Raw genomic sequence first — 12194 nt, 5'->3', positions numbered from 1 at the left:
TTCAGAGTTCAAGCTTCAGCTTGCCTATGTTCAGAGTTCAAGCTTCAGCTTGCCTATGTTCAGAGTTCAAGCTTCAGCTTGCCTCATCTACCAGGCAACCTAAAGCTTGTACTCTGAACTCTCGATTGTCACGTTGTTGACACTGCCGGCGAGGTTGGATACTCTGCGCTCGATATCCCGTCCGGTGTAGGACGATTCGGTGATATCCACCGGCGAACCGCACACAGAATCCAGGTCGATGACGGGGGAACTGCGATGAACAACCAACAAATGAGCCGGCGGCAACTGCTCGAGCTTGGCGCCGCCGCAACCGTGGGAGCAATCGTGAACACAATCGATCAGACAACCGGTCAGGCAGCCGGTGACGCATCAAGACACGACTCGGATTCGTTACCTGGCGGGTTGTCGGGGCTTGCAGCCGAATACGATCAGCACGACGGGCTCGGGCTCGCCGAGTTGGTCGCAAAGCGCCAGATCAGTCCGCTCGAACTACTCAACGCGGTCAGGCAGCGCCTTGAAGCCGTCAACCCCAAGCTGAATGCCGTAGCGCAGCTCTTCTTTGACAAAGCCGAAGCGCAGATCAAGCAAGGCCTGCCGGCCGGCCCATTCAAAGGCGTTCCGTTTGTGCTCAAGGATCTTGGACAGCAGTTGGCTGGAACCATCACGTCGTACGGCAGCCGCGTGTTTAAGGACAACACTCCCGACTTCGACAGCACGCTGGTCACGCGCTACAAGCAAGCCGGGCTTGTGATATTCGCAAAGACAACCTCGCCGGAGTTTGGCCTGACTACAACGACCGAGTCGGTGCTGTTCGGCAAGACTCACAATCCCTGGGATCTCGAACGAACGAGCGGCGGATCGTCCGGCGGATCGAGCGCGCTGGTCGCGAGCCGCGTAGTGCCGATGGCCCACGGCAGCGATGGCGGAGGCTCGATCAGGATTCCGGCATCATGCTGCGGGCTGTTCGGATTGAAGCCTACGCGGGGACGAGTGCCGATGGGGCCGGCCCAGTTCGAAGGCTGGAACGGCTGCTCTCATCATCACGCGCTGACGATCTCGGTTCGAGACAGCGCGGCGCTGTTGGAAGCAACGTCGGGCGCCGAGTTGGGCTCGCCTTACTTTTCACCTCCGCCGGAGCGTCCGTTCTTGAGAGAGATCGGCGCCGATACGGGTAAGCTTCGAATCGCGCTTGCGATAGCGACACCCGCCGGCACTCCGCTTGATCCCGAGTGCAAGAAGGCCGCGTTGGAAGCGGCGAAGCTCTGCGAGAGTCTCGGTCACAAGGTCGAAGAAGCTCAGCCGCCGATAGAAGACGCCTGGATGCGCGAGGCGTTCCTGACGGTGTTACGCGTTTCGTTAGCGCGAACGCTGGACGACGCGGCGAAGCCGTTGGGCCGTCCGGTGACCGACAAGGATGTCGAGCCGGTGACCTGGTTGCTGGCGCAAGCGGGACGCGCCGTAAGCGCCGTGGCTTATTCGCGAGCCATCGCGACGATGCATCAGGTTGGGCTGGCGATGGCGAAGTTTCAGCAGAAGTACGATGTGATCCTGAGCCCGACGCTTGCGAAGCCGCCGGTGCCGCTCGGCGTGTTGAGCTTGTCGCCCGCCAACATCGCGCAGTACACGAAAGACGTGACCGAGTTCGGCCCGTACACGGCAATTTACAATGTGACAGGTCAGCCTTCGATGTCGGTGCCGCTGCACTGGTCGGAGGAAGGCTTGCCGATTGGAGTGATGTTCTCAGGAAGATTTGGCGATGACGCGACGTTGCTGAGACTGGCGGCGCAGCTTGAGAAAGCAAAGCCGTGGTCGGGCATGAGACCGAAGATTTAGAGGGTGCCCTTCCTTTGCCTTTACTATGAACGTTCTTCGGTAATTGACACACAATCGTCCCGCACCATAAAGTTCGGGGCAAGTTTTCAGTGTTTCGCGAAGCTCGTTGCAAGAGGGAGGTTTCAATGAGCGAAGCAGGGCCGGACAGGGAGTGGCTGACCTAGGTGTCACAAGCGTGAACTATGATCTCTATGAACTAATCGCCAAAAGTAGGCGTCCATTGTGAATGACGATCGGACGAAGTCGGCGAGCCGGAAGCTTGTATTCAGATGCCCTCGCAGAAGCCAGAGCGTGAGTCCAGATGCTATGCTATGACGCTCAACTATGATGTCGAGTTGAAGCACAAGTAACGAGGTAGATAACGATGGCGAAAGTGAGAATGAGGTTTGAGGAAACGAGCGCTGCCGAGCGCCGAAAGATGCTTCGCGAACTTGGGCGGCAGCTAGATGTGACCGGAAGTCTCGAATCGCTCATTGAGACAATGCATGGCTATGAGGAGAAGTTCGGCATGAGTACCGTCGAGTTCTACGCCCGGTACGTCGGCGGCAAGATGGGAGATAGCCGCGACGTGATGCGCTGGGCAGGAGCATTTGACGATTACCAGGCGCTGCTGCGGGAACATTTTCATCACGCTGCGGCCTGACTAAGGGGCGCTATGCGTGATGTGCTTCAATACTTCGACCTGATGCTTAAGCTGATAGAGTTCAGCCAGGCCGTATCGTCGCAACTCGACCTTGAGCAACTTGATTACAAACGCGGCACGGTCGAGGGTGCGATCTACTTCGCTGATGGCTCGCGTTTGGAGTTTACAGAAAGAATCGTCATCGACCGCGCGTGACCTATCAAGAGGCAATACCGCTATCAGTACGTTCGTGGTGAATCCGCGGTATTCCGCTACGACAATGCGCCTCATCACCCGCGTTTGCCCGGCTTTCCGCATCACAAACATGTCGGGCGTAAGACTTCGCCCGCCTTGGAACCAGCTCTGAAGCAGGTACTGCAGGAGGTGAGCGAGTTCCTGCCGGAGGAAACTCAGTCACCCGCCGCTACGCATCCGCGCCGAGCCAGGCAAAAGTCGAAGCGTAACCCGCGACTGAAACAGGATCAGTGACTCAACGAAGAAACTCATTGAAGTATCGTTGCACAGTCTGGTGGTGGCCTGACCCGAGAACGCACGATTGGCTTCCTCAACCCCAACGCCCGAGAGTGGTACACTCTTTCAGTGAAGGTAGCGGGGCACGCCGCCTCTCAGTGGTGCAGGCTGAATATGGAATCCGACACAGTAGAGAAGATACGTGAGAAGTTTCGTGCGCTTGAGCCCGAAGAACAGAGGAAGGTACTGGAGTTTGTAGAGCGCCTTTCGGTGGAGACCGCACAAGGCAATGCTTCGATTAAAGAAAGAACTGACGATGGATCAAAAGGTTCGTGAGCGGCGTAAGGGAGGGATGCTTTGTCGTCAAGGATTGAAGAGACTATTGTCGAAAGGCTCCGGGCGCTTGATGTCGAAGAACAGAAAAGGGTGCTCGACTTCGTAGAAGGGATCGAGCGGCAGAAGAGTCAGCCAGCTAAGACCCTCTGGGACGCCATCCAGGACATCGTCAAGGATGTCCCAGATGAGGTCTGGGACAAGCTGCCGACTGATGGATCCGAGCAGCACGACCATTACTTGTACGGTTCCCCGAAGAAATGAGTCTCACGTTCGTCGACACGCTCTATTTTATTGCCTCGATTAACCCGAGGAAACAGTGGCACCAGAAAGCCCTCGAGGTTGGGGCGATGCTCAAGGGCGACCTGATCACGACAGAAGCTGTCCTGATCGAGCTTCTGAACTTCTTCTGTACTTACGGACCCGAGATGCGCGCCAAGTCCGCCGCTGTCGTTTCCGAGTCTCTTGAGATACCTGGGGTTCAGGTCGTCGAGCAATCTCGCGAATCATTCTTATCGGCATTGAGTTTGTACAACGCTCGCCAAGATAAGGGGTACAGCCTGACGGATTGCATGTCGATGAACACGATGCGCGAGCTTCAGATCGCGGATGTTCTGACGCACGATCATCATTTCACTCAAGAAGGATTCAACGTCCTGCTTTGATGTCGCCGACTCCAATCGCGACGGCTTCCTACACCGCCGCCGCATCTCGCCGAACTACTTTCTTAGTCACCCACATAATCACGCAGCCGACCAGCCACGCTAACAACGAGCCGACGACTACCCCAAGGACCAGGTGGGCGCCCGCGTGCAGCCAGGTCTTGCCGTCCCCACCGCCGCTGTACTCCGGTGCGCTGAAGATGTTGTCGCGGCCGGTAAAGATCGAGATCACTATTCCGGCTATGATGATCGACTGCGCAACGAGGCTCTGAAGAACGAGGATTGGAAGTAGCTGCTTGTAGCTGCCGAAGCCGCTGGTATGCACGCGAACCGCGTAGTAGATCATCCCGATCAGCGTGACTACCGAGATGCTCAACCACTTGACGCTTGCGTTTTCAACGCCCGCGAGAGAGAGGCCCAAACGCGCGATCCCGACTATGGCGATCAGGCAGAGGAATAGTTTCGCGAACGCAACGTACTCAGACAGACGCTTTCCGAATATAGTCATAGCTTCCTTTCGGGGCAGATTTGATTTTGGCGGGATGGTATCAGAAGATCGCCGCCGACTCAAAGGCAAACAGGTCAGAGAAGGCACAGATTTCGGTCTGGCAACTAAGTTTGGATATTCGGTTCTCCAGCGGAACTCCGTTTTAGGAGTTCAATGTTTATAGTACCGAGATGTGAGACGACGCGAACTCCGTCAGGAGTTCAATGTGCCAGTTAGCCTGCGACCACATTTCAATCCTAAAGGCGTGAGCAGTTGCGTGGTCCCGATGGCTATAAACGTGCAACCACCACGTGGTTGTTGGCCCAGACTTGAATCTGTTCATTGCTAAACCGCCACAGACTAAAGTCTCCGCCACCCGGCCTGCTGTGGGTTAGCTATACCGCAACCACCTGCCCAACTCGGCGATGCTCGGGCGTTTTCCGTACATCAAGATGCCAACCCGATAGATCCTCGCTGCCACCCATACGCACCCGAGGATCGTCGCTAACATGATCCCCATCGACAAGAGAATCTGCCACACGGGCGGGTTCACCACCGCTATGCGCATCATCATCAGCGTCGGCGCAAAGAACGGTATCATGGACAGTGCGATCGAGGCGGTGCTGGTTGGGTTGGCAATGATCATATTGAAAATCATCATCGGAACGACCAGCAGTATGGTTACCGGTATCTGTGCCTGCTGAGCTTCATCTTCGCTCGACACTGTCGCCCCCACCAGTGCGTACAACGTCGCGTACAGAAAGTAGCCGAGCACGAAGTACACTACGAAATAGACCAGCAAGCTAACCGGAATGTTCGGCATCGTCATGCCACGCGCAGCGAACACCGATACGCCGGCGGTCGTCAGCAGCAACGCCGACAGCGCCCACACTCCGACTTGAGTGAGAGCAACCAGACCGATACCTATCACCTTGCCCAACATCATCTGTGTTGGCCTCACGGAAGAAACCAGCACTTCGACTATGCGAGATTGTTTCTCTTCGATGACGCCGCGCATAACAGACAGGCCGTAGATGAGAACCGTCATGTAGATGAAGAACAACATCGCGAAGGCGACGATGAAATCAGCGCGTCCGCCTTCCTCGACTCCGCCGCTGGCGGTGATCTTGTTCCTCTTCAACTCGATCCGCTTGGTATAAGCAGCGATCTGTGCCGGGTTGAGTCCCGCGCGCTTCAGCCTGAGCGCCGAGACCGCATCGTTGATGGCCCGTTCCAGAGTACCGATGGAAAAATCACTAGTGTTCTTGGCAAAATACTCAACCTCAACATGGTCCAGGCCACCCGCCTGCAACACCATGTAGGTTGTGTCGGGGTCTTTAGCCGCCTGCTGCTGGTACTGAAGCTGAGTCGCTTGCATGTCCTCGCCGGGAGCAACGACCCTCCGAGTTAGGATGTAGTGGGTTCGGCCAAGATTCGGATTGCGGCCCTCGACTTCTTCGTCACCGTCGCCTCGCGTCTCCAGGCTGTGTTTGATTGCTTCGAACAACTCCGGGTCGCCGCTTTGATCCAGCACCGTCACCCGCCGCTCGCCTCCGCCACGCGTCGCAAAGAAGATCGGCATCGCTAACAACGCCAGCATCAACACTGGACTTATGATCGTGCCGAGCAGGAACGCACGAGTCCGCACGCGGACAAGGTATTCACGCCTTATGATGATCCACACTTTCTTCATCGCTACCTCTCGCCTCCGTTGCTGACCGAAGCCTTTCCGGTCACGCTCTCGATAAAGATCTCGTTGAGCGACGGTTCAACCAGTTCAAAGCGGTTCACTCGCGCGCCGGCTGCAAGCGCGCGTTTTAGCACCTCCTGCGCGTCGGCGCCGTCGTTGAGCAGGATCTCGCTGTAGTTTGGAAATCGATTGTGGTGTTTGACCAGGTCGTCGCCCAGAAACGAATCCGGCCCTTCGTAGTCGAGGATCACCGTGTTCTTGCCGAAGCGCCGCTTCACTTCCTTCAACCCGCCGATCAGCACCTGCGTCCCGTGATTGATCAAACAGATGTCGTCGCATATCTGCTCGACCTGTTCCATCTGGTGGGTCGAAAAGATGATGGTCTTGCCGCGCTTCTTCAAGTCGAGGATGACATTCTTGAGCAGGTTGACGCTGACGGGATCGAGTCCGGAGAACGGCTCGTCAAGAATCATTACATCGGGGTCGTGAATGACGCTCGCGATGAACTGAACTTTCTGCTGCATGCCTTTGGAGAGATCGGTGGGCTTCTTGTTCTTCCAATCGGAGAGCTCGAGTCGTTCGAGCCATTGATCGACTCGCCTTGAAGCCTCGGTCGAGCCCAGCCCTTTCAGAGTCCCGAAGAAGATGAGCTGGTCGGCGATCTTCATCTTCTTGTACAGACCGCGTTCTTCGGGGAGATATCCGATGTGCGGCTGCATCTCGGAGGATACGTGCTTGCCCATCACCAGGATATCGCCTTCATCGGGCGCGAATATGTTCACGATCATCCTGATCGAAGTAGTCTTGCCTGCGCCGTTCGGCCCGAGCAGCCCGAAGATGGTGCCTTGCCTCACCTCAAAGGAAAGGTCTTTGACCGCAACGAACTGATCGAACCGCTTGGTGACGTTCTTGAGTTCTACGACATTCATCAAATGTCCTCCGCTCCGATGACGTGCAACTGGAACGCGCCTTGATTGAGAGGTCGGCCTTTCGGTTCCGAGTTTAGGGTTCAGGGTTCAGGGTCGAACCCGTAACTCTCAACTCTGAACCCAGGACTCTCAACTTGAACCCGGAACTCTGAACCCGGAACCGCGAAAGTTTTCAACCGTTCTGACATTGTGAGCGCGAGCCTTGCGACTGTTACTCGCGCGCGCCCTTCTCGCCGTACACTGCCGGATCGAAATTTCTAGTAGTGTTCTCGGTAACGCTTGGCATGCTGATCGGAGAAGCGGGCAACTGCTGAGGCGCGTAGTCGCGAGCACCGGGTTTCTCGGTCTTTTCGCGCCGGACAAGCGGTTGAGAGCTTGTTGTCAATCGCAACAGTAGCCACACCAACAGCCCGATAACTCCGACCACCGTGGCGCCGCCGAAAGCCATTATTGCGATCAATGCTTTAGTGTTGAAGCCCGGGCTCTCCCCAAGACTGTAGACCGTGCTGAATAGCGCGATGAATCCCGCGATGCTGACCAGGGCCACAAGGAAGAGCATTGTCCCCATCGCCGCGCCAACAGAAGCCTTCGTCTCAATCGGGGTGGTTGACGTGCTCAGCCCTGCCCCGCATCGCTTGCAGTACTTCAAGCCTTGAGTCGTTTGATCGCCGCAATTTGGACAGTACATTAGCCGCCTCCAACGTGACTTAACTCAACGCGCTTTTCATTGTGTCAGCTTATTCAACAGGGGAATCCAGTCCTAGTACGAACCTCGACAGCTTCAGGTTCGTCCCTGGCGCTCTCGCAAGTGAAGCAAATCATATCAGCCGCCGATGAGCCATCCAAGGCAATACATACGCACGTTCAGTTCATGCCAAAACTTGCAGCCCTCGAAACCGGCATGTTAGATTGAGCTTCATTCAACGCTTGAAACTTTTTCACCGCTCAGAGGAGTAAACGCGATGTCACAACCGGCCTCTTCAATATCCGAAAGCGCGCCCCGCCCGCTCACCTCGCTCACCGACGAAGAAGCGCTGTTTCGCCAATCCGTTCGCGAGTTCGCTGAACAACAGGTCCGTCCGCTTGCAGCCGAGATGGATGAGAAGGCCAGGTTCGCTCCTGAACTGATCCAGCAATTCTTCGAGCTCGGTTTGATGGGTATCGAAGTCCCCGAAGAATACGGCGGTCAGGGAGGCAGCTTCTTCAATGCAATCCTTGCCGTCGAAGAGCTTTCGCGAGTCGATGCCTCCGCGGGGGTCATCGTCGACGTGCAAAACACGCTGGTCAATAACGCAATTCTCCGGTGGGGCAACGAAGACCAGAAGAAGAAATACCTCGCAAGGCAGTCGGCGGACACCGTGGGAGCTTACGCGTTGTCGGAAGCCGGTTCGGGCAGCGATGCTTTCGCGCTTACGACGAAGGGCGAGGACAAAGGCGATCACTTCGTGTTGAACGGCCGCAAGCTTTGGATCACCAATGGAGCGGAAGCCGGATTGTTTATCGTCTTCGCCAACGTCGCGCCGGACAAAGGCTATCGCGGCATCACGGCGTTTTTGGTCGAGCGCGATTTTCCCGGCTTTACGGTTGGCAAGAAAGAGAACAAGCTCGGCATTCGCGCGAGCTCGACTTGCGAATTGATCCTCGAAGACTGCGCGGTGAAGAAGGAGAACGTGCTCGGTGAAGTGGGCAAGGGCTACAAGATCGCGATCGAGACTTTGAACGAAGGGCGTATAGGCATCGGCGCTCAGATGGTTGGCGTTGCGCAGGGCGCGCTCGATTGCGGTATCAACTACACCAAAGAGCGTCAGCAGTTCGGCAAGCCGATCGCGAGCTTCCAGGGTGTTCAGTTTCAGATCGCGCAGATCGCCACCGAGCTCGAAGCCGCGCGCCTGATGGTCTACAACTGCGCGCGCTTGAAAGACGCCGGCGAAGACTTCGTCAAGCAGGCGGCAATGACCAAACTGTTTACTTCTCAAGTGGCCGAGCACGTGACTTCGCAGGTGGTCGAGTTGTATGGCGGCTACGGCTACACCAAAGACTATCCGGCTGAGAAGTATTACCGCGACGCCAAAATCGGAAAGATATACGAGGGTACTTCGAACATGCAGCTTCAGACGATCGCCAAGTTGATCCTCGGCGATGTCTAGATGACCGGCGTGGTGGACGCCTAATTTCAGTCTCTAAGAAGGAGAAGCATGAGCTTCCAAAAATCGATTCGTATGGCCAGTTTGTTGTTCTTGCTGTTCAGTCTGAGTACCACATCATCCGCCCAGCGGCGAGACGACGATCGCCGTCGGGCCGACGAGGGCCGATGGGAAAATCTCGGGCGATCCTATGTGAATGGAAGGGTGGATCACGATAGGATCGTCGTGAACACCCGTGGGACGTTTCGCGCCCTTCAGCTCGGGGTCAAAGGAGGAGCCATTGAATTCGAGCGCGTAGTCGTCCACTTCGATAGAGGCGCCGATCACGAACTTCAGATTCGAGACAACATTCCCGATCGGGGTAAGACTCGCGTGATTGACCTCCCCGGCGACCGGCGTAGAATTCGGAGCGTCGAGTTCTGGTATGCGAAGCAGAATTGGCGGTCGCGCCCGTACGTGAATCTCTGGGGACGGCGTTAAGCCCGGTCCACTAACCCTTGAACTGCGCTTCTTTGGCGGGCGGACCATCAAAGACCGCTGAAGCGATGGGCGTATCGCTTGCGATCGTCGCGCGACTGGAGTTCCGCGATGACGTGGCTCGGCCGCACAATGAAACTATTGATCCGATTCTTAGGCTGCCTATTCATCTTTGCGCTTCCTTTCATGGCGGCTATTCCCGCGGGCGCTCAGCCTCCGCGCCCGGACGCCGCCGTGCAGGTCATGGAAGCGACTATTGCCGAACTGCAACAGTGGATGACCGAAGGGAAGACGACCTCGAAGGCACTCGTTCAAGCCTACCTCGCGCGAATCGAGGCGTACGATGCTCGGGGCCCGCGGCTGAATGCCATCCTCGCCACCAATGCCAACGCTTTGAAGGAAGCCGAAAAGCTCGATCAGGAGCGCGCGGCGAAGGGTCCGCGTGGGCCGCTGCATGGGATTCCGATCATCGTCAAGGACAACTACGACACGGCGAGCATGCCGACCACCGCAGGCTCCCCGGCCCTCGCAGGCTTCATTCCATCCGACGACAGCTTCCAGGTTCGGAAACTGCGCGAAGCGGGAGCGGTGATTCTCGCCAAGTCCAACATGCACGAACTGGCGTCGGGAATCATCAACATCAGCGCGTTCGGTGGACAAACGCGAAATCCTTACGATCCGGATCGCAATCCGGGAGGCTCGAGCGGCGGAACCGGCGCGGCCATCGCCGCAAGCTTCGCCGCCATCGGTATGGGTAGTGACACGTGCGGTTCGATCCGCATTCCAGCATCACATAACAACCTCGTCGGACTGCGTCCAACGAAAGGGCTGTCCAGCATCGCCGGCATCGTGCCTCTGTCAACCACGCAGGATGTAGCCGGGCCGCTCGCGCGCACGATGGCGGATTTGGCGATCGTACTCGACGCAACCATCGGAGAAGATCCTGCGGATCCGGCCACCAAACTCGCGCCCGCACAGACGCGCCCAAAGTTCGGCGAAGCGCTGGACGCCAATGCGTTGAGGGGCGCGCGGCTCGGAACATTGACTACCCTGTTCGGCGATGCGCCTGAGGACCAGGAAGTGGCGCGGATAGTTCGCGCGGCGCTCGACGAGATGAAGAAGCAGGGCGCGACGGTGGTTGATATCGCGATTCCCAACCTAACCGAATTGCTGCGCGATTCGTCGCTGATTGATTTTGAGTTCAAGGGAGATTTGGCTGCCTACCTCGCGGCGAGGCCGGCAGCGCCCGTTCGATCGCTGGACGAGATTCTCCAGAAGGGGCTTTACCATGCGGCGCTCGAATCAACCTTCAAGAGAAGGAACATCGCCAAGGGGCGCGACTCCGCGGAGTATCAAAAGGTTTTGGCCAAGCGAAAGGAGACTCAGCAGGCGGTGCTCAAGGTGATGGATGACCAAAAGCTCGATGCGCTGGTGTATCCGACGATTCGCCGCAAGGCGGCCCGAATCGGAGACGCGCAGGCTGGAACGAACTGTCAACTCAGCGCTTCTTCCGGTTTTCCGGCGCTCAGCGTTCCGGCGGGCTTCACCGACGACGGGTTACCGGTCGGAATAGAGATCTACGGCAGGCCGTTCGCTGACGCTCGTGTTGTCGCGCTTGGCTATGCTTTTGAGAAAGCCTCGCCGCACCGCCGTCCACCGTCACGCACTCCAGCCCTGGGTACGAACTCTGGAGCCCAGCCGCTCGCCTTTGAAATCATCGCCGCCGGTGGCGAAGTAGTTCCTGCCGTCACGGCCAGGTCAGTCGCCAAAGCTCGCTTTACCTTCAATCCCACGACGAATGAATTGACATACAAGATCACCATCTCCGACTCGAAACCGGATGACGTTCTGTTCGCGAATATCCACCGCGCCGCCAAAGGCCAGAACGGCCCGGTCGTGTTGATCGTCTCGAATCGAGGTTTCAAGGAGATCTCGGGCGCTCACTTACTCTCCGAAGCGGATCGCCGCAGCTTGATGGCCGGCAATCTGTACCTCAGCATTGCCACGCGGAAGAACCGCGCCGGCGAACTTCGCGCTCAACTCACGGCGGCTCCACATGCGGCCTTGAGGTGAGATACCGCTGATTGCCGGCGGTGTTTACCCTCTGGTTGCTGGCGGCTCAAATTATCGCGACTGATCACCTGGTTAGCACTTGAGGTGCTAGGGTCGTCGCAATGGCAGGCAACGCAGGTGGAGCTGTTCACACCTCAAGTAGCCACGCCCGTTACGTCACAGTTCGTCGGGCTTGACGGAGGCTAGGGTTACATCACAGACTACCCGCTGAGAAGCACTACGGATACGCGGAGATCGGAAAGAGCTACGAAGGCACGTCGAACATGCAGCTTGAGACGATCGCGAACCTAATCCTCGGCGACGTGTAAGACAGAGACCAACCAAGAGTACGCCGCAGTTGCTTTAGTAAGCCGGCTTCTCTTTGCTAACCGAAAGCAACTGAGCCGAACATCTTGGCATCGGAAGCGGCGTGGATTCATTCCGCAACTGCTCTTAGTTACGATCCTGTAGAATCCGCACGAGACGCTGCGTTC

The 12194-nt window shown here is 57.1% G+C and carries 13 protein-coding genes; 9 read left to right on the top strand and 4 right to left on the bottom strand.

The features are described from left to right. Positions 1–255: 255 nt before the first annotated feature. The 6 genes from AABO57_27460 (at position 256) to AABO57_27435 (ending at position 3924) form a co-directional block, all read left to right on the top strand. Entirely contained in the window at positions 256–1833 is a 1578-nt protein-coding gene (locus AABO57_27460) for an amidase (GenBank protein MEK6289469.1), read from the top strand. A gap of 364 nt (positions 1834–2197) precedes the next feature. Then, on the top strand, positions 2198–2476 hold the full coding sequence (locus AABO57_27455; protein ID MEK6289468.1) for a hypothetical protein: 279 nt from the start codon (positions 2198–2200) through the stop codon (positions 2474–2476). A 12-nt stretch (positions 2477–2488) separates the two neighbouring features. Continuing rightward, positions 2489–2671, top strand: coding sequence for a hypothetical protein (locus tag AABO57_27450; GenBank protein ID MEK6289467.1), 183 nt, complete (start codon positions 2489–2491; stop codon positions 2669–2671). Positions 2672–3100: 429 nt separating this feature from the next. Further along, the gene (locus AABO57_27445; protein MEK6289466.1) at positions 3101–3262 is read left to right on the top strand and encodes a hypothetical protein; all 162 of its coding nucleotides are present in this window, start codon (positions 3101–3103) and stop codon (positions 3260–3262) included. Between the two features lie 21 nt (positions 3263–3283). Continuing rightward, positions 3284–3523: a hypothetical protein gene (locus AABO57_27440; GenBank protein MEK6289465.1), complete on the top strand. Its 240-nt coding sequence runs from the start codon at positions 3284–3286 to the stop codon at positions 3521–3523. Further along, a complete protein-coding gene (locus AABO57_27435) occupies positions 3520–3924 on the top strand; it encodes a PIN domain-containing protein (GenBank protein MEK6289464.1) in 405 nt (134 codons plus the stop codon). The genes AABO57_27440 and AABO57_27435 overlap by 4 nt, the downstream gene beginning before the upstream one ends. Positions 3925–3952: 28 nt before the next feature. Here AABO57_27435 and AABO57_27430 read toward each other — a convergent pair whose 3' ends face one another. From AABO57_27430 to AABO57_27415, 4 genes are all read right to left on the bottom strand, one after another. Then, positions 3953–4429, bottom strand: coding sequence for a hypothetical protein (locus AABO57_27430; GenBank protein MEK6289463.1), 477 nt, complete (start codon positions 4427–4429; stop codon positions 3953–3955). A gap of 370 nt (positions 4430–4799) precedes the next feature. Beyond that, a complete protein-coding gene (locus AABO57_27425) occupies positions 4800–6101 on the bottom strand; it encodes an ABC transporter permease (GenBank protein MEK6289462.1) in 1302 nt (433 codons plus the stop codon). A gap of 2 nt (positions 6102–6103) precedes the next feature. Beyond that, positions 6104–7027, bottom strand: a complete 924-nt coding sequence (locus AABO57_27420) for an ATP-binding cassette domain-containing protein (GenBank protein ID MEK6289461.1) — start codon at positions 7025–7027, stop codon at positions 6104–6106. 211 nt (positions 7028–7238) lie between these two features. After that, a complete protein-coding gene (locus tag AABO57_27415) occupies positions 7239–7715 on the bottom strand; it encodes a zinc ribbon domain-containing protein (protein ID MEK6289460.1) in 477 nt (158 codons plus the stop codon). Between the two features lie 274 nt (positions 7716–7989). Between AABO57_27415 and AABO57_27410 the strand changes: the two genes are divergently transcribed. The 3 genes from AABO57_27410 to AABO57_27400 all read left to right on the top strand — a co-directional run bounded on the left by AABO57_27410 (position 7990) and on the right by AABO57_27400 (position 11721). After that, positions 7990–9174, top strand: a complete 1185-nt coding sequence (locus AABO57_27410; GenBank protein ID MEK6289459.1) for an acyl-CoA dehydrogenase — start codon at positions 7990–7992, stop codon at positions 9172–9174. A 48-nt stretch (positions 9175–9222) separates the two neighbouring features. Beyond that, positions 9223–9651 carry a hypothetical protein gene (locus AABO57_27405; protein MEK6289458.1) on the top strand — a complete coding sequence of 143 codons (429 nt, stop codon included), beginning with the start codon at positions 9223–9225 and terminating at the stop codon, positions 9649–9651. Between the two features lie 129 nt (positions 9652–9780). Continuing rightward, entirely contained in the window at positions 9781–11721 is a 1941-nt protein-coding gene (locus AABO57_27400) for an amidase family protein (protein MEK6289457.1), read from the top strand. The last annotated feature ends 473 nt before the right edge of the window (positions 11722–12194 follow it).

The organism is Acidobacteriota bacterium (assembly GCA_038040445.1).
In the GTDB taxonomy this organism is placed as follows: Bacteria; Acidobacteriota; Blastocatellia; order UBA7656; family UBA7656; genus Onstottus_A; species Onstottus_A frigus.
The sequence above is the reverse complement of the archived record's forward strand: the minus strand, read 5'-3'. Positions and strand labels throughout refer to the sequence as shown.